General features: G+C 34.5%; 23 protein-coding genes and 1 pseudogene. 17 read left to right on the forward strand and 7 right to left on the reverse strand.

All coding sequences use genetic code 11. From position 1 onward, the window contains the following. Positions 1-129: 129 nt before the first annotated feature. The 3 genes from AMD00_RS18080 to AMD00_RS22970 form a co-directional block, all read right to left on the reverse strand. Positions 130-1,704, reverse strand: coding sequence for an L-lactate permease (locus tag AMD00_RS18080; protein ID WP_053418445.1), 1,575 nt, complete (start codon positions 1,702-1,704; stop codon positions 130-132). 43 nt (positions 1,705-1,747) lie between these two features. Next, the gene (locus AMD00_RS18085; protein WP_053418446.1) at positions 1,748-2,680 is read right to left on the reverse strand and encodes an L-lactate dehydrogenase; all 933 of its coding nucleotides are present in this window, start codon (positions 2,678-2,680) and stop codon (positions 1,748-1,750) included. 359 nt (positions 2,681-3,039) lie between these two features. Next, a complete protein-coding gene (locus tag AMD00_RS22970) occupies positions 3,040-3,198 on the reverse strand; it encodes a YfhD family protein (RefSeq protein ID WP_083446296.1) in 159 nt (52 codons plus the stop codon). Between the two features lie 284 nt (positions 3,199-3,482). Between AMD00_RS22970 and AMD00_RS18090 the strand changes: the two genes are divergently transcribed. The 4 genes from AMD00_RS18090 to AMD00_RS18105 all read left to right on the forward strand — a co-directional run bounded on the left by AMD00_RS18090 (position 3,483) and on the right by AMD00_RS18105 (position 5,932). Beyond that, on the forward strand, positions 3,483-3,704 hold the full coding sequence (locus AMD00_RS18090; protein WP_053418447.1) for a DUF2829 domain-containing protein: 222 nt from the start codon (positions 3,483-3,485) through the stop codon (positions 3,702-3,704). 53 nt (positions 3,705-3,757) lie between these two features. Then, positions 3,758-4,513 (forward strand): 3-oxoacyl-ACP reductase, encoded by a 756-nt coding sequence (locus AMD00_RS18095; protein WP_083446305.1) that lies wholly within the window; start codon positions 3,758-3,760, stop codon positions 4,511-4,513. Between the two features lie 152 nt (positions 4,514-4,665). Then, positions 4,666-5,181: a QueT transporter family protein gene (locus AMD00_RS18100; RefSeq protein ID WP_157059299.1), complete on the forward strand. Its 516-nt coding sequence runs from the start codon at positions 4,666-4,668 to the stop codon at positions 5,179-5,181. A 223-nt stretch (positions 5,182-5,404) separates the two neighbouring features. Beyond that, complete coding sequence (locus AMD00_RS18105) at positions 5,405-5,932, forward strand: class I SAM-dependent methyltransferase (RefSeq protein WP_211258671.1); 528 nt, start codon at positions 5,405-5,407, stop codon at positions 5,930-5,932. A gap of 628 nt (positions 5,933-6,560) precedes the next feature. Here AMD00_RS18105 and AMD00_RS18110 read toward each other — a convergent pair. Further along, entirely contained in the window at positions 6,561-7,892 is a 1,332-nt protein-coding gene (locus AMD00_RS18110) for an arsenic transporter (protein WP_083446306.1), read from the reverse strand. A 632-nt stretch (positions 7,893-8,524) separates the two neighbouring features. Next, positions 8,525-8,980: a phosphate-starvation-inducible protein PsiE gene (psiE, locus tag AMD00_RS18115; protein WP_053418449.1), complete on the reverse strand. Its 456-nt coding sequence runs from the start codon at positions 8,978-8,980 to the stop codon at positions 8,525-8,527. Positions 8,981-9,229: 249 nt separating this feature from the next. Here psiE and AMD00_RS18120 point away from each other — a divergent pair, with 249 nt between their 5' ends. The 10 genes from AMD00_RS18120 (at position 9,230) to AMD00_RS18165 (ending at position 21,387) form a co-directional block, all read left to right on the forward strand. Continuing rightward, the gene (locus AMD00_RS18120) at positions 9,230-10,678 is read left to right on the forward strand and encodes a DEAD/DEAH box helicase (protein WP_053418450.1); all 1,449 of its coding nucleotides are present in this window, start codon (positions 9,230-9,232) and stop codon (positions 10,676-10,678) included. A gap of 296 nt (positions 10,679-10,974) precedes the next feature. Further along, positions 10,975-11,802 (forward strand): hypothetical protein, encoded by an 828-nt coding sequence (locus AMD00_RS18125; RefSeq protein ID WP_211258672.1) that lies wholly within the window; start codon positions 10,975-10,977, stop codon positions 11,800-11,802. Between the two features lie 573 nt (positions 11,803-12,375). Next, positions 12,376-13,365, forward strand: a complete 990-nt coding sequence (locus AMD00_RS18130) for an ABC transporter substrate-binding protein (RefSeq protein WP_053418451.1) — start codon at positions 12,376-12,378, stop codon at positions 13,363-13,365. 27 nt (positions 13,366-13,392) lie between these two features. Continuing rightward, on the forward strand, positions 13,393-14,379 hold the full coding sequence (locus tag AMD00_RS18135; RefSeq protein WP_053418452.1) for a FecCD family ABC transporter permease: 987 nt from the start codon (positions 13,393-13,395) through the stop codon (positions 14,377-14,379). A gap of 1 nt (position 14,380) precedes the next feature. Continuing rightward, entirely contained in the window at positions 14,381-15,172 is a 792-nt protein-coding gene (locus AMD00_RS18140; RefSeq protein WP_053418453.1) for an ABC transporter ATP-binding protein, read from the forward strand. A 14-nt stretch (positions 15,173-15,186) separates the two neighbouring features. Continuing rightward, entirely contained in the window at positions 15,187-15,687 is a 501-nt protein-coding gene (locus AMD00_RS18145) for a HugZ family pyridoxamine 5'-phosphate oxidase (RefSeq protein WP_053418454.1), read from the forward strand. A 414-nt stretch (positions 15,688-16,101) separates the two neighbouring features. Further along, positions 16,102-17,850, forward strand: a complete 1,749-nt coding sequence (locus AMD00_RS18150) for an ABC transporter ATP-binding protein (protein ID WP_053418455.1) — start codon at positions 16,102-16,104, stop codon at positions 17,848-17,850. Positions 17,851-17,870: 20 nt separating this feature from the next. Further along, a complete protein-coding gene (locus AMD00_RS18155; RefSeq protein ID WP_053418579.1) occupies positions 17,871-18,548 on the forward strand; it encodes a response regulator transcription factor in 678 nt (225 codons plus the stop codon). Further along, on the forward strand, positions 18,545-19,618 hold the full coding sequence (locus tag AMD00_RS18160) for a HAMP domain-containing sensor histidine kinase (protein ID WP_053418456.1): 1,074 nt from the start codon (positions 18,545-18,547) through the stop codon (positions 19,616-19,618). Before AMD00_RS18155 ends, AMD00_RS18160 begins: the two co-directional genes overlap by 4 nt. A 386-nt stretch (positions 19,619-20,004) precedes the next feature. Continuing rightward, complete coding sequence (locus AMD00_RS18165; protein ID WP_053418457.1) at positions 20,005-21,387, forward strand: DUF1254 domain-containing protein; 1,383 nt, start codon at positions 20,005-20,007, stop codon at positions 21,385-21,387. A gap of 47 nt (positions 21,388-21,434) precedes the next feature. On the opposite strand, the pseudogene AMD00_RS18170 reads toward AMD00_RS18165, so the two are convergent. Both AMD00_RS18170 and AMD00_RS18175 read right to left on the reverse strand, forming a co-directional pair. Then, positions 21,435-23,068: pseudogene (locus AMD00_RS18170) on the reverse strand (MDR family MFS transporter). Then, the gene (locus AMD00_RS18175) at positions 23,065-23,454 is read right to left on the reverse strand and encodes a MarR family winged helix-turn-helix transcriptional regulator (protein ID WP_245639561.1); all 390 of its coding nucleotides are present in this window, start codon (positions 23,452-23,454) and stop codon (positions 23,065-23,067) included. The pseudogene AMD00_RS18170 and the gene AMD00_RS18175 overlap by 4 nt, the downstream one beginning before the upstream one ends. Before the next feature lie 402 nt (positions 23,455-23,856). Here AMD00_RS18175 and AMD00_RS18180 point away from each other — a divergent pair, with 402 nt between their 5' ends. The 3 genes from AMD00_RS18180 to AMD00_RS18190 all read left to right on the forward strand — a co-directional run bounded on the left by AMD00_RS18180 (position 23,857) and on the right by AMD00_RS18190 (position 26,308). Then, on the forward strand, positions 23,857-24,738 hold the full coding sequence (locus AMD00_RS18180; RefSeq protein WP_053418459.1) for a phosphotransferase: 882 nt from the start codon (positions 23,857-23,859) through the stop codon (positions 24,736-24,738). Positions 24,739-24,955: 217 nt separating this feature from the next. After that, entirely contained in the window at positions 24,956-25,726 is a 771-nt protein-coding gene (locus AMD00_RS18185; RefSeq protein ID WP_053418460.1) for an isocitrate lyase/PEP mutase family protein, read from the forward strand. Positions 25,727-25,780: 54 nt separating this feature from the next. Then, on the forward strand, positions 25,781-26,308 hold the full coding sequence (locus AMD00_RS18190) for a bifunctional transcriptional activator/DNA repair enzyme AdaA (protein WP_053418580.1): 528 nt from the start codon (positions 25,781-25,783) through the stop codon (positions 26,306-26,308). Positions 26,309-26,319: the final 11 nt, after the last annotated feature.

Below are 26,319 nucleotides of genomic sequence, written 5' to 3' on the forward strand. Positions count from 1 at the left end.
ATAAGCTTCCTACTAATAGTTGTAGGAAGTTTTTTATTTCTTACTGCTTTTCTACAGTAGTTCTTTTGACCACATCCTTTGAAAAGGAAAAAAGACTTTCATCTGTAATGATGAAAGCCTCAACTCATTTTAATAAAAAATGGATAACATAAATGTCCAAATACAAACAAATGCGAGTAATGCAACGCTGTATTTTAAGGTCATTTTAGTTAATTCCGATTCCTTACCAGTTTGCCCGACAGCAGCGGTTGCGATAGCAATTGATTGCGGGGAAATTAATTTTGCCATTACCCCACCAGCTGTATTAGCGGATACTAATAAAGCAGAATCTACTCCGATAATATTACCTGCTGTAGCTTGAATTGGTGCAAATAAGGTATTGTTATTAACAACTGATCCCGTCATAAATACTCCAATCCATCCTAGTATTGGTGATAAAAATGGGAAGGCATTTCCTGTAGTTGCTACAGCTTCACCTAGTGCACTTGTTAATCCTGCATAAGTCATTAGCTTAGCAATTCCAAGAATGGCACAAATCATCACAATAGGAATCCAAAATTCTGAAATTGTTCTTCTTAAAAGCTTAAAACCATGTCCAAATCCAATGGCTTTTGTCGTGAATATAGTTGTTAAAGCCGCAAGCAATATTGCTGTACCTGTCGCACTTATTACTTCAATGCTTGAACTTAATGTAGATCCTGGTATGCCAAATGTTACTTTAGTAAAGTCTAGAGCTCCACCTTCCGCAAACAAAGCTTTAAAAGGAGGAATACTCCATATTAAGATAAATAAACTCAATAAATAAAACGGAGACCAAGCTTTAATTACATCACCAGTTGTATGCTTTTCAATTTTAACTTCTTTGTTGTTGAGTAAGAAGATATTCTTCGGTTTCCATTTTTTAGAGAATAAAGCCAAAATACCCATCGCAAGTAACGGAGGGATAATATCAGCTAGTTCAGGACCAATGGAAATGGTGATAATAGCTTGTGTCACCGTATAGGTTGTAGAAACAACGAGAATAGCTGGTAATGTTTCTTTAATCCCTTTTAACCCATCAATTAAAAAGATAAGTAAGAAGGGAATTGTAAAATTAATAATAGGTAAGGTTAATGCTGTCATCGTGGAAACGTCCATGGCAGTTACATTGCCTTCTAAATTTAATGTACCAGTAATTGCGACAGGTATACCAATTGCACCAAACGCTCCAGAAGCACCATTTGCTATAAGACAGAGCATAGCGGCTTGCAAAGGTTTGAATCCTAACGAAACCAAGAGTACGGCACAGATTGCAATTGGAACACCAAAACCAGCTGCTCCTTCAAGGAATGCATTAAAACAAAAGCCTATTAGCAGTAGCTGTAGTCGCTGATCTTGTGAAATCCCGGCGATACTTGCACGTAATACGTCAAATTTCCCCGAGTCAACTGAGATTTTATATAACCAAACCGCCATAACAATAATATAACCAATGGGCCATATTCCTTGAATGGTACCTTGAATGACACTCCCAACTGATTCGCTAAAAGGTAATTTAAACACCATCATTGCGATAATGAAGGTGATCACTAAATTTAATAATGCTGCATAAATACCTTTCATTTTAAAAACGGTCAAACACAAAATAAAAACAATAATTGGAATTGCTGCAACCATTGAGGAAATGAGTAGTTGATTAAAAGGGTTGTAAGTTTCTACCAACATAGTCCGTGGCTCCTTTGTTAGAAATTCCTACTTCATTTCGGAATTACTTCCAAAATGGAGATTGAACATCTTTCAATGTTTTTACGGAATTCGCCAATTTTTCCTTTTCCTCTGGGTTTAAAGAAAGTTCTACGATACTCTTTCTTCCCCCACGATTAATGATTGTAGGAACACCAACATATACATCGCTGTGACCATATTCTCCTTCTAACAATGAGCCAACCGGTAATACGACCTCTTCATTTCGTAAAATGGCTTTTGTTATTCGAGCTAGCCCCATTGCGATTCCATAATAAGTAGCTCCTTTTGATTCAATAATTTCATAAGCTGCATCGCGAACTTGGACGAAAATTTCATCTTTTCTTTGATCAGTTAAATCAGATGCAATTAGCTTTCCTGAAATATTAGCAGTACTCCAAACTGGAAGTTCTGAATCGCCGTGCTCACCAATGATATAAGCATGAACACTTGTTGGTGCTACGCCAAATTCTTCCCCCAATAAAAAGCGGAATCGAGCAGAGTCTAAAATTGTACCAGAACCAATAACTCTTTCTTTCGGCAGACCAGAGTATTTCCAAGTTGCATAAGCTAAAATATCAACTGGATTGGAAGCGACTAAGAATATACCATTGAATCCAGAATCCATAATGCTTCCTACAATGGATTTAAAAATAGCAAGGTTTTTACTTACAAGGTCCAGGCGTGTTTCTCCAGGCTTTTGTGCTGCCCCTGCACAAATTACAACGATTGCCGCATCTTTACAATCACTGTAACTCCCATATTTAATTTTTTGAGGTATTGGAGCGTAAACAAGTCCATGATTTAAATCCATTGCATCGGCTTTAGTTTTAGCTTCGTTTATATCAACAAGTACAAGTTCTTCACATATCCCTTGATTGATCAACGCATACGCATAACTAGACCCTACTGCACCTGTTCCAACTAATACAACTTTATCTCCTTGTGTTAAATTCATCTTTCATTCCTCCAATTCAATTTTTATATTTTTACTATGCTTATCATTCGTTTAAAAGAATTTTATAAATGAATAAGCGTAGTTTGGCACTGTTTATTTGTAATATACCTTGAGCTATTTAAAGAAGTATTTCAGCTAATCCCTAAAAAAATCCCATTGGATGCTAATCCAATGGGATGATTGATTATTGTATGGGGAATTCTACTTTCGATATTGTAATATCCATTTCAGATTTTTTAATGAACTTCTTAAATGGATAGTTGTTCTATTGCCTTCTCCAAATAACTCATCAATTCATCCAGAGATATTATAACTGAATTCAAATTCTATTTGAAGGGAAATAATTCCCCTCAAAATACCTATTTTTTTCTTTTGCTTTTAGCAACTAATGTATCAAGTTCAGCTAACTCTTGAGAGAACTCCTCATTAACTTTGTCTGGCGCTATTTTTTGATTTTTAGGTGTTTGAGGTAATGTACCCTTGTTATGACTTTTCCCTTGCTTATTGTCTCTTCCCATACCAAATCGCTCCTTTCATTTTGAATTATTCTTAATATGGCATTGATACATTTTTTTATCACAAAAAAATCAACAGGATTGAAATGGTTTAAATTTTGATAACATATGGTGAATTTCAATAAACGTATATTAATCTTGATGTAAAAGTGCAAGGTTAATAATAAATTCATCAACTATTGTAACAAACCATACAATACAAACTTTAGTTGTAAAAAATTTCTCAATCCAGTATACTTTTCCCGGTAAAGAACGCATGATATTACTGATATAAAGGATGAGAATAATTGACTTTTGAAGAGGTATTACCACGTTTAAAAACTGGCGAGAAAGTGATTCGTGAAGGTTGGAGCGGTGCCGAATTGTATGTGAAGCTTGTTGGACAAAGCGAACATGATGGCGAGAATTTAAACCCATACTTTTTAATTAATGTACAAGGTGAGGGCTATACAATGTTCACACCAACAGTATGTGATTTATTAGCAGAAGATTGGATAATCGTCGATTAATAGGAAAAGCTCATGAGAAAAATCATGGGCTTTTTGTTATGGGGAGTGAAGTGTTGAAATTTGAAGAGTATACGGGGAAAACAGTATTTGTAACAGGAGCTTCATCCGGCATTGGAAAGGCTCAAGCAATCGCCTTTTTAGAGAATGGGGCGAATGTATTTGGTTTTGATCTAGAAGAGGGGGGATTAATAAGCATTAATCAAAAATATGGTGCACGCTTTGCTTACTCAATAGGTAGTGTTTGCATTAAGTCAGATGTAGTGCAAGCGTTTGAAGACGCTGTGGCTACATTCAAGCAAATAGATATTTTACTTAATACCGCTGGCGTTTTAGATGGCTTTGCGAAAACACTGGATACAGATGAGGATCTTTGGGATAAAATTATGAATACGAATGTAAAGGGTACTTATTTTGTAACAAATACAATTTTACCTCAAATGTTAAAACGAAAATCGGGTGTGATCGTGAATATGGCATCAATTGCAGGGCTTGTGGCAGGCGGTGGAGGTGCAGCTTATACAGCCTCTAAACATGCAATTGTTGGTTATACAAAGCAGTTAGATCAAGATTATTGCCGTGAAGGAATTCGTGCAAATGCGATTGCACCTGGTGCAATTCAAACACCGATGAATAAGGCTGATTTTGAAGGAGACGGTGAAATAGCAAAATGGGTAGCAAAAGAAACACCAGCGGGACGTTGGGCCCAACCAAATGAAGTGGCAAATTTAACGCTTTATTTGGCTAGTCAAGCATCTGATTATATTCATGGGGCTGTTGTACCGATTGATGGGGGCTGGATTGCAAGATAGCCTTGTTCAATGTTAAATTCTTCTGATATAATACGCAAGTAAGCAAATAGAGCTTGCACTACGGCACTTCAGATAGGGCGATAGGCTCTCTTCCTTTGGTCGTAGTTATTACTAGAATAGCGGACGTGCTATTTTACAAAGGAGAATAAAAATTGAATACATCTATTTCAAAGGATTCACCACGTACTCGTATTTCTGTAAGTGAGCTTACAAAGACTTCACTTGTAGCAGCCGTATATGTGGCAGTGACTGTTTTGTTTTCAGTCATTAGTTTTGGAGCAGTGCAATTACGTTTGTCCGAGATGTTTAACTATCTGGCATTGTATAACAAGCGCTACGTTGTGGCAGTAACAGTGGGGGTAATACTTGCAAATTTTATGTCACCAACTTGGGTACTAGATGTACCAATCGGTGGTATTTCTACTTTTCTTGTATTAATTCTTTGTCGTGCAATAACTAAAAAAATAACCAATGATATTTTGAAGATGGTAATTACCGCATTGATTTTTGCTATATCAATGTTTACAGTTGCAGGACAATTAACGATTCTTTATGACCTTCCTTTTTGGCCGACTTGGTTTACAGTAGGAATTGGTGAATTATTGTCTATGATTGTTGGAGGTATTACTATGTACTTATTAAATAAAAGAATTGATTTATCAAAATGATTTAAAACACATTCGCATTAGCGAGTGTGTTTTTTTATGCGTATAGAGCTGAATTTCAAACACTTTACTCACCCCTAGAGCAGAGATTGTAACTATTTTCAGCCTGGTTAAATATTATAAATAATGCTTAAAAGTAGGTCTTTGGCAATTAGATTCAAACAGTATGAATGAAATTTTAAGTGTTGATAACTATTCAACAATTAAATGAAAGGGGTTGAGTAATGTGGGAACAGCATGGCATGAAGATTTTATTTTCCAAATGGGGAGTCTTGTACGCCCGAAGGTATATGTAGAACTTGGATTATTTCATTGTGGTCTTTTTAATCGTATGGATTCCGTCGCTGACCAATTGATAGGCGTAGATATTAACGCAGATGCAGGCAATTATATGAAAAATTCGGCGAAAGCTCAATTTTTCCATGGTACTACGCAGGAATTTGCTAAGGAATTAGAAGTTCACCCCTTGCAAATTGATATGTTATTCATTGATGCAAATCATGCTAAAGATGCAGTGTTGCAGGATTTTAAGGATTTCTTTCCATTTGTCGTTCCTCATGGTTTAATTTTATTGCATGATACACACCCTGCAGATGAGAACATGATGCATCCAGCTTTGTGCGAAACCGCGTATCAGGCAATTGAAGAATTATCAAAGGATACTGAATCATATGAATTGATGACAATACCTATTTCACCAGGATTAACGATTTGTAGAAAACGTAAGATGCAATTATCTTGGCATGAAAAGTAAATGGTTATAGGGTAGGTTTATATACTACTCATGAATTGTTTTTTTTGTTGAAAAGGCAGCGAATTTACATTTAAATTAGATTATTGCTTGGGAAATTTAATAAGTACTTTGCTAAAAAAACTAAGAACCGTACTATATGTAAGTGCGGTTTTTTAGTTGACTGAGTATAAAGGGAAAATTGCAAGAACCTGAATAACTTTATTTTCACCACTCATATCATTTTTTTTAGGAATTTTATTATGTATCAATAGGCTTATGTTAATGAGATTGTGAAAGTTTCTACTTAAACCAACCTAGTTGATTAGCTTAAGTAGAAAAATAAAGCATGCTGATTCAAGTGTATTTTATTGAAGCTGATTTCATATATACGACTTTAAAGAATAGTTATTAAACTTAAAACATTGGTATGGGAATTTACAACTTCTAAATTATTTCTACCTTGAACAAAATTTAATCTCAATCATATGTTAATCATATGCCGCAGACCTAAAAGAAGGTTATGAATCTAGCCACCAGTTCTATATGCAATGCAATTTTGAAGCTAGGTTTTAGATCTAAATAATCTTTTCCATTCATTTTACATAAAATAAAAAACAAACTTTTTTTCACTGATTTAATGTGCTTCTTATCAAAAAAGCCAAGTAACCCAGTAATATAAAATTACTAATGTAAAAATAACTGTAGGTGGTATAACGACAATAGTGACTTTTATATATTGCCACCATGTGACTTTTACTTTTCCACGTCTTACAATGTGCATCCACATTAACGTTGCCAACGTTCCCATTGGAAGTAGTAAAGATCCTATGTCACTGCCAATAACATTTGCTAGGTAGGCAACCTTTAAGGATAGTAAATCTAAATTCATACTTGTTAAAGTGAGAGTTCCAACCATAAGGGCTGGGTGGTTATTAAAAATGTTGGATAGTACAGATAGTAATACGCCCATTAACACACTGGTATGGAGTAGACTTCCAGAAACCATAGGACGCATAAAGTCGATTAACCAGTCTGTTAAACCAATGTTATTTAAGCCATAAATAATGATGTACATACTAAATGCGAAAATAATAATATACCATGGTGTTTTTTTCAGCATATCAGTTGGAGGTACTTTTAAATATGCCCATCTCCAACCTAGAAGTACAAGTGATCCAATAACAGCCATGACAGAGATTGGAATTGAGAAGAATGAAGCGACAAAGAGACTGATACGAACCGCAAATACAAATAGTAGGATGTTTCGCATAAACTTTGAACGATCCTTCTCCGAAGAATAGATAGAATTTTGTTTGAGAGGATGGTAAGAAGGTAGTGACAGTCCGGTTACTTTAGTAGGCACAATTTTTGGTAAGTCTTTTTTAAATCGTAGGAACAGAAGCCCAACTAATAATAGTAAACCTAGAGTTGCTGGAATAAACATCATCGCCGTATGTGCATATAAACTCATATGAACGATTTTTAGAGCAATTAGATTTACAATGTTACTTACGCCGATAGGAGCACTTGAGGCGGTTGCGATTAAGCCCCCAGATAGTAAATACGGGATTTTTTGATGATTTTTTAATCCCATATTGTTTAGTAACATGACCAAAATCGGTGTTGTGATTAATATACTACCGTCGTTATTGAAAAAAAGTGTCATGAGAAAACACAAAAGATTGACATACCAGAATAATCGAATACCTGATCCTTTTGCTCTTTCAGCCAGTTTTTCTGCGACCCAGTTAAAGAACCCAAAACTTTCTAAAACTATTGCCATAACAATAGTTGCCATAATAGTTATGGCTGCACCACTTATGGTTTCTGTAATGATGCCAAGCTCAGTAAGCGAGACACTTCCACTTAGTAATACAATAATAGCACCGATTGTAGCAGGTATGGCTTCATTAATTCCTTTAGGTCGCCAAAGAATAAATACAAGAGTAACCAAGAAAGTTAAAATGGTCACCCAAGCCATTGGTTGCATATTTTTCTACCTTCTTTCTAGCTAGGTTTTTTAATTATTGTTATGAATTGAATACATAAAATGTTTAGAATGAGTTTTCCTTTATCACCCCTCTATTTACTTTTTAGTTATACTGCTCTGTATTTATATGTATATTAAATAAGACTTGCTTTGGCTTTGTACCTATCTTTTGAAAATTCAGCTTGAAAATATCAAAAAACCCTAATAAAGCCTATGATTTTGAAAGAAAATATGTAAGTAAGAAAAAATGATTAACCGCCAAATAGAATTAGGTAGTATTTTTTTGCTAGTTATGTTGTACAAAACTTTTTAGGAGAATTTTTGTCTTCAAAATAACAGATAATTCATTTTTCTAATTTAGATTGAGCTTATAGACAAGCAATGAACATTCTAGAAACTGTTTAACAATTTAAAATAGAAGTCAAAAAACTTTTAGAGGAACGTGTTTTGTTGATTCACGAAAAAAAGCAAGCCAAAGGAAGTGTTCCTAGGCTTGCTTTAATTTTTGAAGATATTGAGGAGAGTCCCTTGCCTTTAATTAAATCGCCTATATAATCACTTTCCTTCAAATAGTGAAATTCCAATATAATGCTATTAAAATAATTTAAACGTCTAAATAATACCTAGTTTTTTTCTTTCTTGTTAAAGAACCATAAATGGATAGGTCTTTCTAGTGGAGTAATATTGATAATGAAATAACCTATAATCAGAATTAAAATTATGAGTGAATATATTAATGTATCGGTAGGATGGTCATGCTCAACAATAATAAGGCGGATCATTGCAGTAATGCCAATATATATAAAATATCTAAGTGGAAAATGGTAATCTTCTTTAAAATATTTTACAATCATCGTAATAAATTCGAAGTACAAAAAGAAGATAAGGATATTTTCGAGGAATAGTTTATAGTCACTACTACCACGAGTCATTAAAATCTCAAAGAACACGATTATCTCTTTCACAAGTAAGAATGATAAAATGAGCGCTAAAATAACTAGACAAGAATTTAGGAATAATTGTAAAAATACTGGTATTTTCTTTATTATTACAGACAAATTCACTTTGTTCTTATTCATTCGATGCTCCTATTCTATTTAAATTGTTTAAAAGTTAGTATGGAAAAATAATAATGTCATTACAGTCTATGAGAACAGTCATTAATTGATGAGAAATCACTTTGAGTACATCATTAAAACTCTTTTGGTTATATTATTAGTGGCAGAAATGCCTGTGCGAGTGAATTTTCGAGTATAATTGAAGTTTGTATAAGATAATCATCTTTTCGGAAATATTAATAGTAAATAATTTAAAAATGAGGCTTAGTTATGAGTGGAAAAAGTTTTAAAGATTATAAATTAAGTAATGAAATCGTAAATGCGCTGAATAGCTTAGAATACAAAAATCCAACAGAGGTTCAAAGTAAAGTAATACCACTAGTCTTGGAGAATAAAGACCTTGTCGTTAAATCCCAAACAGGTAGTGGTAAGACGGCTTCTTACGGAATTCCAATATGTGAATTAGTTGATTGGAAAGAAAATAAACCTCAAGCATTAATCTTAACACCAACAAGGGAACTGGCTGTTCAAGTAAAAGAGGATTTCACAAATTTAGGCAGATTTAAACGAATTAAAGCAACAGCTATTTATGGAAAACAACCCTTTGCCATCCAAAAGACTGAATTAAAGCAAAAAACGCATGTAGTTGTGGGTACTCCAGGTCGTGTCATGGATCATATTGAGAAAGGCACTCTAGCTTTAGATCAAATTCGCTATCTTGTAATTGATGAAGCAGATGAAATGTTGAATATGGGATTCATTGAACAAGTGGAGGCTATTATTAAAGAATTACCACGAAAAAGAGTGACGATGTTATTTTCTGCAACTTTGCCAGAGGCTGTTAAAAACTTAGCTCTTAACTATATGAAAAAACCTACTGATATTGAAATTAAGGCTACTGGACTTACAACGGATAAAATTGACCATGCCCTAGTCGTTGTAGAAGAGAATAATAAACTTTCTATCCTGAAAGATGTAACAATTGTAGAAAATCCAGATAGCTGTATTATTTTTTGCAGAACAAAAGATCGAGTAGATACTTTGTGCGAACAATTAGCAGATTTAGGTTATAGCTGTGATAAGATTCACGGGGGCATGGTACAGGATATTCGCCTTGAAGTGATGAATGATTTTAAACGAGGTGATTTCCGTTATTTAATAGCAACAGATGTTGCTGCTAGAGGAATCGATATTGATAATATTACACACGTCATTAACTATGATCTTCCTTTAGAGAAAGAAAGTTATGTCCATCGTACAGGAAGAACTGGACGAGCGGGTCAAAAAGGGAAAGCCATCACGTTAGTGACACCATTTGAGGATAAATTCTTAAGTGAAATTGAAGAGTATATTGGTTTTAAAATTCCGAACATGGAAGTTCCATCAAAAGAAGAAGTCTTAAATAAGAAATCTGATTTTGAAGCAAAAATGAATATTGAACCAATATTGAAAAAAGCGAAAAGCGAAAAACTAAACAAACAAATTATGAAATTGTATTTTAATGGTGGGAAGAAAAAGAAACTGAGAGCTGTAGATTTTGTTGGGACGATTGCAAAAATCGACGGTGTCACAGTAGAGGATATAGGTATAATCACAATTTTAGATGCATTTTCTTATGTTGAAATATTGAATGATAAAGGTCCAATTGTGTTGAAAAACATGAAAAATACGACTATAAAAGGTAAACTATTGAAGGTATATGAAGCTAATAAGAAGTAAACTTCTAACTTGTTATATTTACTAGTAATGAAATTAGCCGTAATTAAATATTAGATACATTAGAAACCCCGTACCATAAGCAGGTACGGGGTTTTCTTTGAACTTGGTGCAATGATTCTTGCCGCAATCATCTGAACGTTTATACAGTAACAAGCATATAGTAATTGAGATGGTCTTTATTTGCGATTTATAAATATTTTAAGTGAAAGTACATGTTTATTAGTTATTTCAAATAACCTTTTCAAAGGTATATAACTGCCACTTTAATAAACCTTTTAAAGAAGGGCGCGATTCAAGTGAAAATTATTCATACAATGCCACTTATGTATCAGTCCTCGGACTTAATATTATTTGAACAATGTTTTGAGAGTTTAGGGGAATCGGATGAAAAATTTATTGTTATCTATAACCAAGGGAATCTTAGTAAATCTATTTTAGAAGAAAAGCTCGCTTATTACAAAATACCTAACGTAATTTTAGGAGATGGAAAAAACATTGGAATTGCCCAAGCGAGGCAAAAGTGTTTTGAGTATATTTGGGAGGATTTTAAAGAAGTAGGCTATATTTCTGAAATACATCTGGATATGGTGTTCCCTAAAAACTGGTATGAACCTCTAATTCATTTTTTAGAAACTACTGATGAACCCATGGTATCGCCTGGTATTTTAACTAGCAGTGGGGAGTTACAACCAGTAGGACAATTTATAGTCCTTCCTCAAAAGAAAGAGGATATGATTTCAATACTAGAAAGTCTTGCTGAAGAGGTAGTGAGTGAACGATTTGTTCATCCTGTCATTCATAAGGCAAATGCTTTAAAAGCTATTGGCGGCTATGACCTTCAGTTCTTTAAAGGAAAGCAAGGGTATGAAGATGATAGTTTACTGCTAGGCTATCTTTATTATATGGGAACCCGAACTAACTGGCGTCCAAAGTGCTATTTAAAATCTTGGGTATATCATGCTACGATGGCTCAAAGAATGTCCGTACCAGATAAACACCTGGATTTTCAGGCAAATAAAGAGGGATTGTTTTTACAATATGGAGCTTATGGAATGAAACATTTATCTCATCTCCATCAAAATCAGACTTTCTTTGATAGTCTACTCAAGGAATTTTTACAATAGCTATCGATTAGTCTTCTCAAACCGACAAATTTTGTCGGTTTTTTATTTTTATTAACGCTTCAAATACATGTTTTCTTTATAAGGATGATCAATATTCTTATTTCTTAGGCGGTGTCCACGCACTGATAAAGCTTTCTACCAGACTTGAATCGAAATAAGATTGAACAAGAGAAGCTACTAGTTATAAAAGACTCTTATGCGCATAGCGCAATCCCCTTTCTGATAAGTCATGTGCCAGATGTGGACTTTTATGGATAAATAGAAATGGTTATTCAAGAATTTACGTGACGATGGATTTTAGAACTATTTTCCAGGAAATAAGTTTTATTCACTTGAAAATTATATAATTTATTCGGCATCTGATTTTAGACGATTTAATACAAACCTCTTCTAACCCGCACTCTAACTTTAGAGTGCGGGTTTTTAGTTAATTTCTTTGAATTCTAAATATTTTAATTGTATTTATCATATTTTTTAAAAAAAAGTGGTTGTAAACATTTCCATTGTCTGATATATTTCTAGATGATAATGATAATTATTTTCAATTAAAATTAGACGGGGGATTTTTTTATAATGAAAAAGGGCTTATATGGAGCGGCATTTTTATCGGCATTACTTGTTTTAGGAGGATGCGGAGAGGATAAGGCAGAACCAGAAACAACTAAAGAAAAAGTTGTAACTAATCAAGAGAATGATGCTACGAAATCTCAAAGCAATGAAAAGGTTTCTAGTGAACATACAGAAGCTGTAGAGAAATTATTGAAACAATTTCCAGCAGAACAACCTACATCAATCGTTACAACATCAGTTTCTATTTTAGAAATGATGAATATTTTAGATGTAAAACCAGTTGGAATTCCAACTTCAACACATAAATTACCTGAGGGATTCGATAAAATCGAACAAATTGGTTCTACTATCGAGCCGGATGTAGAGAAAATTGTAAGCCTTAAACCTGACATCTTAATCGGACCAGAATCGATTAAAGATAGTTTAGATAAGAAAATAAAAAATAGTAAAGTAGCAACTGCATATATTCCAACAGATTCTTATGAGGATCTTAAAATTTCATTTGAAGTAATGGGGAAAGTTTTACATAAGGAAGATGCAGCAAAAACATATCTTTCACAATTAGAAGAGAAAGAGACAGCAGTATTAGAAGCGGTGAAAGGTAAAGACGCATCTAAAGTAATGGTGTTATTTGGTTCAGGAGAGTCATTCATGTTAATGAGCGAAAAAACATATGTTGGTAGTTTAGTGAAGAAGTTAGGTGCTACGAATATAGTTAATGAAGCGTTAAAATCAACAGAAGCGTATGTACCGATGAATATGGAAGATGTAGTTGCCTCAAATCCAGATGCAATCCTTCTTGTTTCACACGGTGATCCAACAGCAGCATTAGAACAATTTAAAGCAGAAGTGAAGAAGAATGGCGCTTGGGAGAAGTTACAAGCCTTTAAAGAAGATCGCGTTCAAGCCCTTGACTATGAAGTATTCGGTTATGCTTCAATTGAAAAAGCAACAAAAGGATTAGAGCAGTTAAACGAAATTTTATATAAGTAATATGACTTAGGATGAGGGTTGGACGTAATGAAAGTGAAACCGAAGAAAAAATTTAGCATAGGTATAACAGCTGTTCTATTAATCATTTTTATGATTTTGTCGATCGGTATTGGAAGTGTGCAACTGTCACCTATGGAAACGATAAGAACAATATTCGGTTCTGGTGAGCCATTGTCAGAAACAATCGTCTGGGATTTACGGATACCTAGAGTCCTTATTGCTGCTATAGTGGGCATAAACTTAGCTATATCTGGTGCATTGCTACAAGCCGTAATGAGAAATCCGCTTGCAGATCCAGGTTTAACAGGGGTATCAAGTGGTGCTGCAGTTACAGTATTATTTATCTTATTGTTATTTCCTGAATTCGGTAAGTGGATTCCTCTTGCAGCAGTAGTAGGCGGATTGATAGCTGTTACGCTCGTTTATGCATTGGCATGGAAGAAAAATGGTATTTCACCTGTTCGGATTATATTATCAGGAGTAGCGGTGAATGCAGTATTCGGAGGAATAACGGGGCTACTATCGATTCTTTATAGTGATCGTCTTCCTTCCGCTTTACAGTGGATGAATGGTAGTTTATCAGCGAAAGGAATGGGAGATGTAAGTATTCTTTTCCCGTATTCCATTGTTGGGTGGATTGCCGTATTATTTTGTATTCGTTCAGCGAACATTTTGAGTTTAGGCGAAAATGTGGCTGTAAACTTAGGGGAAAATACAAATAGAATCCGAATTATCTTGTCTTTAGTGGCAGTGTATTTAGCAGCTATTTCAGTATCAATCGTAGGGTTGTTAGGTTTTGTAGGACTCATTGTGCCACATATGTCTAGATTATTAGTCGGTTCAAATTATCGTCTTCTAATGCCTATGAGTATGGTATTAGGGGCTGTCGTTCTGCTAGTTGCGGATACAATTGGACGATCCCTATTCTCACCTTTAGATATTCCAGCAGGTATCGTCATGGCAATGGTAGGCGGACCTTACTTTTTATATTTAATGAGAGCGGGTGACATTTAAAATGCTAAAAGCTCAATCATTGGATATTAGCTATGATCAGAAAAAAATACTAGATAATTTTGAGATAAACGTAGAAAAAGGCGAAATCGTTTCGATTATAGGTCCGAATGGTTCGGGGAAATCTACAGCTTTAAAAGCGATGTCTAGATTGATTCCAGTGCAAAAAGAAAAAGTATTTTTAGATGGTAGAGATTTGCAGTCATTAGGAACAAAATCAATTTCACAAATGATGAGTGTTTTATTTCAATCAAATGAGCCACCTTCAGATATAACAGTTGAAGAACTAGTGAAATATGGACGTATACCTCATAAGAAATGGTATGAACGTACGAGTGATGAGGATTTAAGTATAGTTGAATGGGCCATTGAAAAAACAGGATTAACACCTTTGAAAGACCGATTAGTAGCCTCACTTTCAGGTGGAGAAGCGCAGAGAGCTTGGATTGCCATGTCCTTAGCGCAGAGACCGAAAATTTTGATGCTTGATGAACCTACAACTTACTTAGATATTGCTCATCAACTTCAATTGTTAGAACTAGTCCACACCGTTAATCGTGAATTAGGCATGACGGTTGTAATGGTACTACATGATTTAAATCAGGCGAGTATTTATAGCGATAAAATATGCGTTATTTCCAAGGGAATAGTCGTAAAATACGGTACGCCAGAAGAAGTAATGACTCAAGAAATGATTCGTAATGTTTACGGAGTGGAATGTGAAATTGATTCACATTTTCAGCATGGAAAACCACGTATAAACTTATTAGGAATCTCAAAAGTAAGTGCTCAATAATAGGAGGAAAACAAATGGTAAAACAAATTGATATCACTAAAAAGAAGGAACAATATTTACAGTTTATCGATAAGTGTAAGACAGTTGTCATTAGTAGCTTAGATAACGATGGAAACCCATTCACTAGTTATGCACCGTATGTTCAGCATGATGGGAAGATTTATATTTATATAAGTATCATTACTGATCATTATAAATTTATTGAAGATAATAATTTAATCAGTATCATGATGATTACAGATGAACAAGATTCTCCAAACTTATTTGCACGTGAGCGAGCTCGCTTCCAATGTGTTGCAGAGAATGTCGGAAATGATGGCCATGAAGAAATTTTTGCTAAGTTTGAAAAGAATCATGGCGCACCAATGATGGGCGTTTTACGAGGATTAGATCTATCTTTATTTGAACTTACGCCAAAAGAAGGCCGCTATGTAGTTGGCTTTGGTCAAGCATTTGATATTGATTTATCTGGCGAAAAATTTGAGCATGTTGTAGTAGATAAAAAGGATAAATAAGTTTTATCTTAATGAAATTATTTTTCGATACTGAGCTTTAAATGATAAAATAAACCTGGGTTAAAGGTATATATTAATATAGTAGGAAAATTGAATTCGATTAATATGAGGAGAAGTAATATCATCCACTGGTGATGATATTACTTCTCTTTTTCTTATTTATATCTGAGTATGAAGATGAAGGGTACTTTAATTTCGCAGCTCTTAAATCTCTCTTGTACTTCCTCAGTAGTTATATTAATCTTCGCTTACATACTAAGAGATTCTATCTATAGTAAAATTAATAAGAAGATCATTTTCATTAATTCTCACTACCTACGTTCGCTTCATATTGAGTTCATAATGAAATGCTAAAGTAACTATTATAAGATAGCTAAACCGTTGTATGGGAATATATAAGGAGGAATATGAACAATGAAAGAAGATATAAAAGAAAATAAATTAAAGGGTTGGCGACAGTTTGTGCAGTTAATAAAACAAACTGAACCGCCTAAGCTTTTGTTAATTATCGCACTTTGCATGAGTTTTGCGACAACAGGGGTAGGCTTTGTCGTACCGTTGTTTACAAAAAAATTAGTGGATGGTTTTTCGTTAGATTCACTTAACTATTGGCAAATAATTTTATTAGTAATTGCTTTTATTGCCCAAGCAATAGCGAGCGGACTCTCAATCTATTTGTTAAATCGTGTTGGTCATCACGTAGTAGCAAAATTGAGAGATAGGTTGTGGAAAAAACTACTTCACCTACCAATACCTTATTATGATAAGAATGATACTGGGGAGACGCTGAGCCGTGTAACAAATGATACTGCTGTTGTGAAGGAACTCATTACAGAACATCTTGCTAATTGTTTATCTGGCATTATTGCAATTATCGGTTCTGTTACGATTTTGCTATTCTTAGATTGGAAAATGACTTTAGTAATGCTTGTTGCTATTCCAGTTGCAATGGTGATATTAATGTTGTTAGGTAAGCAAATGTATGTAGTTTCAAAAGGAATGCAAGATGAAACGGCAAAATTTACTGCAGTGTTAAATCAAGTATTACCAGAATCTCGTTTAGTAAAAGCTTCAAATGCAGAGAACATAGAATATGATCGTGGAAAAAGAGGTATTACAAATCTTTTCAATTTTGGTTTAAAAGAGGCTAAAATACATGCACTTATTTCACCATTGATTTCATTTATCCTTATGATTGTGTTAGTGGCAGTTATTGGGTACGGAGGAGTCCGTGTTTCTTCCGGTGCATTAACAGCTGGCGATATGGTTGCTTTTATTTTATATTTGATTCAAATTATTATGCCGATGACGCAATTAACGATGTTCTTTACGCAATTGCAAAAAGCGATGGGAGCAACAGAACGTATTAGTGCAGTACTTGAACACGATGAGGAAGATATTAATGAAGGTAAAGAGTTAGATCTAGTGACAGAGCCTATTCATGTGAATCATGTGGACTTTGCATATGGAAAAGAAGAAATTTTATCTGATATTAATTTTACAATTGAACCGGGTAAAGTAACGGCTATTGTTGGTCCGAGTGGAGGGGGAAAGACTACTACATTTTCTCTCTTAGAAAGGTATTATCAACCTACAAAAGGAAGTATTACATTGGGGGATACACCAATTGATACATTTTCCTTACACTCTTGGAGACGCAAAATTGGGTATGTTGCTCAGGAAAGTGCACTTATATCTGGAACAATACGAGATAACATTTGTTATGGAATAGAAAAAGAGGTTACAGATAAAGAACTCGAAAAAGTCGTAAAAATGGCGTATGCAGATCAATTTATTCAAGCACTTCCAAATAAGTTTGATACTGAAGTAGGAGAGCGGGGAATCAAGCTTTCGGGCGGACAGCGACAACGAATTGCAATTGCTAGAGCACTATTACGTGACCCTCAAATTTTAATGCTTGATGAGGCTACTTCTAGCCTTGATAGTAAATCGGAAATTTATGTTCAAAAAGCATTAGACAATTTGATGAAAGGCAGAACGACACTTGTTATTGCTCACCGTCTTTCTACCGTTGTCGATGCCGACAATATAATATTTATTGAGAAGGGGCATATTACGGGAAGCGGGACACATAATTCGTTATTTCAATCACATGAGATGTACAAAGAATTTGCGAAACAACAATTACGTATTCAAGAGTAAATATGAAGGGATTTGTTGTCATGACAAGATTGTTGGTTGTGGATGATGATGAGCATATTAGAGAATTAGTAAGTGTGTTTTTACAAAATGAAGGACTAAGTATACTTGAAGCGGTGGACGGTGTTGATGCACTGTCCAAGCTAGAATCGGAAAAAGTTGATATGGTCATTATGGATATAATGATGCCGAATATGGATGGATGGGAATTATGCCGAGAAATACGAAAGTTGAATAATGATTTGCCTATTCTTATGCTGACTGCAAAAGGAGAAACCGCTCAAAAGGTAAAAGGATTTAATCTAGGTACAGATGATTATCTTGTAAAACCATTTGAGCCAGCAGAGTTAATAGTGCGTGTTAAATCTATTCTAAAGCGTTATCGTATTTCTGCATCCCAAACAGTAGAGGTCGGTAATGTTAAGATGAATCGGGAAACCTATGAACTAATGTATAGAGGAGAAAATATTACGCTTCGATTAAAAGAATTCGAATTATTATTTACATTAGCTAGTTACCCTGGGAAGACATTCTCACGAGAACAGTTAATAGAAGAAATTTGGGGATATGACTATGAAGGTGATGATCGTACAGTAGATGTTCATATTAAAAGACTTCGAGAGCGATTCCCAGAAGATAAAAGTGAATTTACAATACGGACGATCCGGGGGCTCGGTTATCGATTGGAGTTAGGGGCATGAAGAAATGGGTAATTTCGTTAAAAGTATTGAGTATGTTTATACTTTTTCTTTTAACTAATACGCTCTTTGCATTTATTTCTTATCACGTGACCTCATTTATATATGATTGGCTTGGCAAGCATCCCCAAGGTTTTTGGCAACAATTTTATACTGTAATAGGTGTATTTATCCTTTTTGCATGTACTGCTGCTATTCTCTTTTTATTTGGATTTAGAAGGCAGCGTAATTATTGGGATACAGTGGTTGATGCTATAGGGCGAATTGCGAAAGGGGATTTTAACGTCAAATTAGACTTGAAATCAGACGATGACGAAGATCATTTTGGACAACTCATTAGCGGAATAAATCATATGGCAATTGAATTAGGTGAAATAGAAAAAATGCGTCAGGAATTTATATCCAACGTTTCGCACGAAATTCAATCGCCTTTAACCTCGATTAATGGATTTGCAAAAGCTTTGAAAAACATTAATTTGACTGATGAAAAACGGCAGCATTATTTAGAGATTATTGAAATGGAAAGCCACCGATTATCGAAAATTAGTGATAATTTACTAAAGTTAACATCATTAGAATCACAACATCACCCCTTTGAGCCGAAGTCGTATCGTCTGGATAAACAATTGCGTAATGTGGTTTTATCCTGTGAACCTAGATGGATATTTAAAATTATTGAAATGGAACTCGATTTGGAAAATGTTCTGGTTTTTGCTGATGAAGATTTGATGAATCAGGTGTGGATGAATTTAATTAGTAACAGTATAAAGTTCACACCTAATGGAGGAACGATTTATATTCGCTTATTCAAACAAAGTGATACGGCCATTGTTTCTATTACTGATACTGGGATAGGAATGACAGAAGAAGATCAAAAACATATATTTGAACGTTTCTTTAAAGCCGATAAATCGAGAGCAGTATCCAACGGGGGCAGTGGCTTAGGACTTTCTATCGTGCAAAAAATTATAGATATGCATAATGGCAGTATTTCAGTGCAAAGCCAACTAGGTGAACAAACTACATTTTTTGTGACGATTCCTATAGAGCAAGATGAAACCGTTCATAAATAGCCATGAGGCATGTATTAAATAGTAATTGATTAATACTAAGAAAGACTTCTAGAGTTTGCTAGAAGTCTTTTCTACTTTCTAAAATAAGCTAGGCGAATATTTGATTAAGTAATAGATGACGTAAAGCCAGCTAAAACACCCATGTATGATGGCCCATCCTATGGAATGATATGCGGTATAAGAAATAATCATAGATAAGCATGTTCCATAGCTAATACCTTTCCTTATAACATGAGTTTGAAAGGAATATTTTTTATTATCATTTGATTTCAATACGCACTTTGCCCCCTTTTGAGTATTCTGTAAGTGTTTGTTTCTCTAAGGTTTTTCTTTGCATAAACTATATATAGGCTTCTATCAAGAACAATTTATGTAGGAGGAATCGAATGTATACTCCGCAATTTAATGATATGTGGATACATCTACTAGGGGAATATAAAGGGCAGATTGTTAATTCGGAAAAGATTATTAACGATTTTGCAATGGATGCTTATGTGTATGGATTCCCTCTTGTTCTCATGGATTTAACGAAGAGGAAGGGAGGCGTAAGTTTAGCACGGAAGAATAGATTTTATCATCAAAAGGTATTATCTACACCTCAATTTACTGAGGTGGTTAGACCTAACGTGGATACACTCTATTCTTCTGCATGGCTTGATTTGAGAGATGGTCCATTTCTATTGCATGTTCCGAATACTAAGAATAGATATTATCTCTTACCGATGCTAGATGCTTATTCAAATGTCTTTGCTTCCATCGGTGCACGTACGACAGGGACAACTGAACAGCAATTTGCCATCGTTGGCCCAAATTGGCGGGGAAAGCTCCCTTCAAACATTCCAGTTATTTATTCACCTACAAATACTGTTTGGATTACAGGAAGAACTCAAACGAATGGACCACAAGATTATCAGGCGGTGCATGCTATTCAAGATAAGTATTCTTTAAAAAGGATTTACGAATTAAATGATAACTATGCAAGTGCATCTTCAAGTGATCATTTAATTATTACTAAAGAGTCACCTAAAGAACTAATCACGACAATGGATGCACCTGCATTTTTTCAATTAATGATGGAACTTATGTATAAAAATCCTCCTTATCCTGCTATTCAATCCTATGAAATGACTGCAAAGCTATGTACATTAGGTCTTATTCCGAATGAGAATTTCAATTTCTATACACTACATCCAGCAGTTCAATGGGCATTAATAAATGCTGCACGCAATGGCCCGTTTTATATTCAATCTGCTGGTGAACAAATCTTAAATAATAATAAAAATAACGGGTGGAGTACGCTACTAAATGATATGGGTAATTACGGAACAAATTATCAGCAAAGGGCGGCTGTTGCACTAACTTTATTCGGAGCAAATGTTCCGCAGGATAGCATTTACGCGTACAATTTTGGTGATAACTATAACGTACCTTTAGCTGGCCAGTATAATTATAGAATCCATTTTGATGCCGAGAATTTGCCTCCAGTAAACGCATTTTGGTCTGTTACACTTTATAATTCTGCTGGTTTATTGGTGGAGAATCAGTTAAAACGTTATGCCATTAGCCCGCATCTTGATCCTCTAAAATATAACATGGATGGTTCATTAGATTTGTTTATTCAACATGTTTCTCCTGGAAAAGAAAGTGAGAGTAACTGGTTACCAGCACCCCTTGAATCATTTAATCTCTTACTTAGAATGTATTGGCCGCAATTGAGTGTACTAAATAGCGAATGGCGTCCACCAACTGTAACACGTATCCAAAAATAAAAGCGGGTTGATTAAACCCACTTTTATTTCATAATAAATTTACGTAGTTATTTCTCTGAAGGAGTAACTTTAGATTTGTTATTTTTCTCTTTTGGTACCATGTTTTTACCTGAACGCAAAGGAATTTCTTTTAAAAATAAGGCAATAATAACAGCCACAGCAGCCATAATAGCCCCTACTAAAAGGTAGTTGTAATGGCATAACTCAGGGCTTCTTGAACTGTATCCAGTATTTTCGTAAATATTACTTGTGATTCAGGAGATAAACTTTTTAAAGTAGCTTCGATTTTGGGTTGATCTAATAGGTTCTGTGGATTATTAAAAAGAGCAAGTTCTTCTGCTAATGCAGGATCTGTTGATACAGGTATTGTACTTTGACCTTTTATTCCGGATAGCTCAGTCATCTTATTTGTGATGCTGGTACTCATGATGCTTCCCATTACAGCAATACCAATAGTTCCGCCAAGATTACGGAATAGTTGAGATGTTGCTGTTGCTACACCGATTTGTTGAGGGGCGACTGCATTTTGTACTGTTATAGTAAATACCGGCATTGCTAATCCGAGTCCAAACCCTAGTATAAGTAGATATGCAATTAGGACATATATAGGTGTCTCAGGTGTCATAAAATACAGCAACATGATGCCAATTGTCATCACGATTAACCCTAGAATTCCTCTTTTTTTATATTTTCCTGTTTTGGTCATGAGGTTACCAGAAAGCGCTGAAGCCAGTAACATAGCGAGGGACATAGGCATTGCTACATAACCTGCAGTGGTAGGTGAGATTCCCTTTACGCCCTGTACAAAGAATGGTACATAGATGATTGCTCCCATCATCCCTGCATTTAAAAAGAAAGTAACTAAGTTGGAAACAGTAAAGATACTGTTTTTAAATAAACCAAGTGGTAATACTGGGCTTTTTACTCTTGTTTGAATCCAGATGAAGAAAATTAAAGCAACAATAGTAATCGCAAATAGTCCAATGATTTGCCACGATCCCCATGCATATTTGTTAGGGCCGTCGCCTGCCAATGATACGGCAAGAAGTAAGGGAACAATGGTTGATGTCAGGAAGAATGACCCCCAATAATCCACCGATTCTCCAGTTCTTTCCGTACCTTTAGGGAAGTTGATGAGTATTAAAATAAAAGCAATAACACCTAGGGGTAAGAAAATCCAAAATACCCAATGCCAATCAAGATGATCGACAATATAACCGCCTAGTAAAGGACCCGCTACACTGGATATTCCAAAAACTGCACTCATTACGCCAGACCATTTAGCACGCTCGCGCGGTTCGTATAGATCCCCAACAGCAGTGAAAACGGTAGACATAATAATACCAGCTCCAGCACCTTGAATAGCACGGAAGGAAATTAGTTGAAAAATATCTGTAGCAAAGCCAGATAAAATTGCACCAATCATAAATACACTAATTCCTAACAGAAGAAAAGGTCTTCTACCGTAAATATCAGAAAGTTTACCTACTAAAATTGATGAAACTGTTGAAGTGAGTAGATAGATGGTAATGGCCCATGAATAATAGTCCATACCTCCAAGTTTAGCAATAATACGTGGCATCGCAATGCCGATAATTGTTTGATTTATTGCAGCAAAAAACAATGAAGTAAGTATAGCTATCATTATAGTAATCTTCTTTTTATTGGTTAGATGTGTCATTCACTTTTCGCCTCTTTCTTTGTAGCAATATTCATTAACACATGCTGATAAATACGTATCAAATGGTTGATATCATTGTCCGGTAAACCTGAGAAAAATTGTTGTATGACACTTTTAATTTCTATTTTAAATTGTTGTAATAATTCACGCCCTTGTTCAGTAATTTCTAAAAGTACCACTCTACGGTCATTACTATCTCTTTTTCTTTGTGCATAACCATTAATAATCAACTTATCTGATAGGCTAGTAACTGCACCTGGCGTAATATGCAAGTGTTTTGCCAATGTAGATGCATTTTGTGGTCCTTTTTCTTCTAGACTTCGTAATATTGTCGCTTGTGATCCAGAAACAAGCCGATCTAAACGGTTATTCCATTCAACTGACACTTTCCGCTGAAATTCCACGTAAAGTTCTTCAAATTCGGTTAGATTATTTAAATTAGATATGATTGAACCCCCTTATTTCTAGTCAAAATAGGAAAAATTAATTTACCATTTAAATTGTTTACCCCCTATAATACTTTACAAGCTTGCACTTTATTACCTATTTTTGTAAACTCAGCCCCTAATTTTTTCAATATTTTAAATCGCACAAATTGCACATTAATATAAGTCTTTAATATGGTAGAAAAGTTCTTTTTTAATTAATATTTCATGTATTTTCTAAAAAATTACAAAATGAGGTTTTTATTTATCTTATGATTTTTCAGGAAAAATTATAAAGGAGAACATAAAGCGTTTATAGAAAAATATATTAGTAAAGTATGGATATGAGAGTAGGGAGATTATATGAATTTACAATTTTTGTTTAAAGATCCGATTAAAGAGACGCTGGAATTAAGCCCTGGTTATGAAGAGCATGCTAGTGATGTATGGTTGGTAAAAACAAATAATCAAGAAGTAGTTGTGCGTTCATCTAAAATGAAAGAAGATCCTAATAATGAATTTTGGTGGGGATGTAAAAAGTTATTTGGAATTGACCCAAGGCAAGTTTATGAATTAGAACACGTAAATAATACATTGAGTAAACTTACTTCAATACCAATACCAAGAGTAATAGATAAAGGGAGGATTCTAACAAAGGAATTTGTTGTTGTAGAAAAACTAAAAGGACAAATAGTGGGGTCATTTATTGATCAGCCATCTTCAGTTTTGCAAAGTTTTGGAGAAGGTTTAGCTAAAATTCATCGTCATAAAGAAAATTTTGTTGGTAATCCATCAAGAAGCTTTCAAGTAAGCTTGAAAGAATTTAATCAACATATGAAGGATGCTTTAATTGAACTAGTAACCCGTTTTCATTTTAAGGAAGAAAGAATAAAAAGCATGCTCCCTGAAATAAATAATTTAATCAATGGATTGCCTAAACCTGAATATTCTACGTTTGTGCTCGTTGATATGGATCCAACACAATTTTTATCGGATGGTAGAGAAATTACTGGTCTTGTCGATACGGAAGCATATGTTATAGCTCCTAGAGAGTTAGATTTTATCGCATTAGAATATGTACTAGATGTAAAATCAGCTCAAGATTTTAAAAAGGGTTATGAAAGAGTAATGGAAATTCCCAACTTAACAAAATGTAGAATGCCGTATCGATATCTATACAGATTATTAGAGGTTCAAGGTAGTGTGGATATAGAAGGTTGGATGGGACATAAGACGTTATTTTAATTATTGGCTTAAGACAATTAGGTAGTCGTCCGTAAGATAGATACTTATTACATATTTAAAGGGAGTATATGAATATAAATTGTTCTATAAAGTTAAAGGAGAAGTTATCAATGATTTCTTCTTTTTTGGTTTCTAGACCATAAGAGCAAGAATGAGGACGAATTGAATGTGAATGCCTTGTTAAAATGAGATTCAATACACCATAGGAGGAAATAAAATGACAACAATTCAGGAATTCAATAAACTTCATTCGTCGACGGAACCATTATTTTTGGGGAATGCTTGGGATCTAATATCTGCCTTAACTCTTGAAAAAGCAGGATTCAAAGCAATTGGTACGACCAGTTGGGGGATTGCCAATTCACTTGGATATGCGGATGGTGAACTAATTGATTTTGAGAAGCATTTAGAAATTATTAAGATAATTACAGATAATGTTAAAATACCTGTTTCAGCGGACATTGAAGCGGGATATAGTGAAGATATTGATAGAATTGTTAATCATGTATTAAGAACAGCAGATATTGGTGTCGCAGGAATCAATATTGAGGATTCGCTAAAAAAACAACAAGGATTAAGAGAGTTAAAGGATCACTGTAATCTTTTAACGAAAATTAGAACAGCACTAGATCAAAATGGTTTTAAAGACTTTTATATCAATGCTAGAACGGATACTTATTTACAAATGGAAAATCCACTTTTGGAAACGATTAATCGAACACGGGCGTACGTTGAAAGTGGGGCTAGCGGCATATTTATCCCAGGATTAATTAAAGAGGATGAAATTAAAGAGATCGCTTTTCTTATAGGGGCTCCTCTTAATATACTGTCTTTACCTGGTTTAACGAATTGTAATAAGCTGAAGGATATAGGTGTGAAGCGGTTTAGCTTTGGAAATGCTTTATCGGATAAGGTAATTGCTTTTTTAGAGAAAAATGCGACACAAATGCTCGATTTAAAGGATACTTCACTTTTATATGAAGATTAAACTAAAAGAACGGAGAAATTAAAGGTGAAAAATATTAATCTCTCTTTTGAAGAAATGTGGGAAAAGATTATTGCGTGTGATAGAACATACGATGGGCTATTTTTTACAGCAGTAAAAACAACAAAAATCTATTGCCGTCCTTCATGCAAATCAAGGAAACCCAAAAAAATAAATGTAGAATTCTACTATGACATAATTGAAGTTGAAAAATCGGGATTCCGTGCTTGTAAGAGATGTCAGCCAGAAGTTGAGCATACCCCGCATATCGGACTTGTAAGAAATGTAACTAGCTATTTGGTCAATAACTATAAACAAAAGGTAGCATTACAGGATATTGCCGATTACGTCGGCATAAGCCCGTATCATCTTGATCGCCTATTTAAACAAGAAACTTCAGAAACTCCGCGTACTTATTTAGAGAAAATTCGAATCGATAAGGCGATGCATCTTCTTAAAAATACTAATCACACGAATCTCGAGATTTGCTATGAAGTTGGGTTTCAAAGCACTTCCAATTTTTATAAGTCATTTCGCCGTTTAACAAATTGTTCCCCTAGCGAATATCGTACCCTTGAAGGGTAAGGAGTTGTTGA

The sequence above is a fragment of the Viridibacillus arvi genome (assembly GCF_001274945.1).
Taxonomy (GTDB): Bacteria; Bacillota; Bacilli; order Bacillales_A; family Planococcaceae; genus Viridibacillus; species Viridibacillus arvi.

Excerpts from the sequence above, each read along its gene's own strand:
- AMD00_RS18165 (WP_053418457.1), top strand. The coding sequence starts at position 20,005 with ATGTATACTCCGCAATTTAATGATATGTGGATACATCTACTAGGGGAA.
- AMD00_RS18145 (WP_053418454.1), top strand. The coding sequence starts at position 15,187 with ATGGTAAAACAAATTGATATCACTAAAAAGAAGGAACAATATTTACAG.
- AMD00_RS18110 (WP_083446306.1), bottom strand. The coding sequence starts at position 7,892 with ATGGCTTGGGTGACCATTTTAACTTTCTTGGTTACTCTTGTATTTATT.
- AMD00_RS18085 (WP_053418446.1), bottom strand. The coding sequence starts at position 2,680 with ATGAATTTAACACAAGGAGATAAAGTTGTATTAGTTGGAACAGGTGCA.
- AMD00_RS18135 (WP_053418452.1), top strand. The coding sequence starts at position 13,393 with ATGAAAGTGAAACCGAAGAAAAAATTTAGCATAGGTATAACAGCTGTT.
- AMD00_RS22970 (WP_083446296.1), bottom strand. The coding sequence starts at position 3,198 with ATGGGAAGAGACAATAAGCAAGGGAAAAGTCATAACAAGGGTACATTA.
- AMD00_RS18140 (WP_053418453.1), top strand. The coding sequence starts at position 14,381 with ATGCTAAAAGCTCAATCATTGGATATTAGCTATGATCAGAAAAAAATA.
- AMD00_RS18080 (WP_053418445.1), bottom strand. The coding sequence starts at position 1,704 with ATGTTGGTAGAAACTTACAACCCTTTTAATCAACTACTCATTTCCTCA.
- AMD00_RS18150 (WP_053418455.1), top strand. The coding sequence starts at position 16,102 with ATGAAAGAAGATATAAAAGAAAATAAATTAAAGGGTTGGCGACAGTTT.
- AMD00_RS18185 (WP_053418460.1), top strand. The coding sequence starts at position 24,956 with ATGACAACAATTCAGGAATTCAATAAACTTCATTCGTCGACGGAACCA.
- AMD00_RS18130 (WP_053418451.1), top strand. The coding sequence starts at position 12,376 with ATGAAAAAGGGCTTATATGGAGCGGCATTTTTATCGGCATTACTTGTT.
- AMD00_RS18190 (WP_053418580.1), top strand. The coding sequence starts at position 25,781 with ATGTGGGAAAAGATTATTGCGTGTGATAGAACATACGATGGGCTATTT.
- AMD00_RS18160 (WP_053418456.1), top strand. The coding sequence starts at position 18,545 with ATGAAGAAATGGGTAATTTCGTTAAAAGTATTGAGTATGTTTATACTT.
- psiE (WP_053418449.1), bottom strand. The coding sequence starts at position 8,980 with ATGAATAAGAACAAAGTGAATTTGTCTGTAATAATAAAGAAAATACCA.
- AMD00_RS18180 (WP_053418459.1), top strand. The coding sequence starts at position 23,857 with ATGAATTTACAATTTTTGTTTAAAGATCCGATTAAAGAGACGCTGGAA.
- AMD00_RS18120 (WP_053418450.1), top strand. The coding sequence starts at position 9,230 with ATGAGTGGAAAAAGTTTTAAAGATTATAAATTAAGTAATGAAATCGTA.
- AMD00_RS18155 (WP_053418579.1), top strand. The coding sequence starts at position 17,871 with ATGACAAGATTGTTGGTTGTGGATGATGATGAGCATATTAGAGAATTA.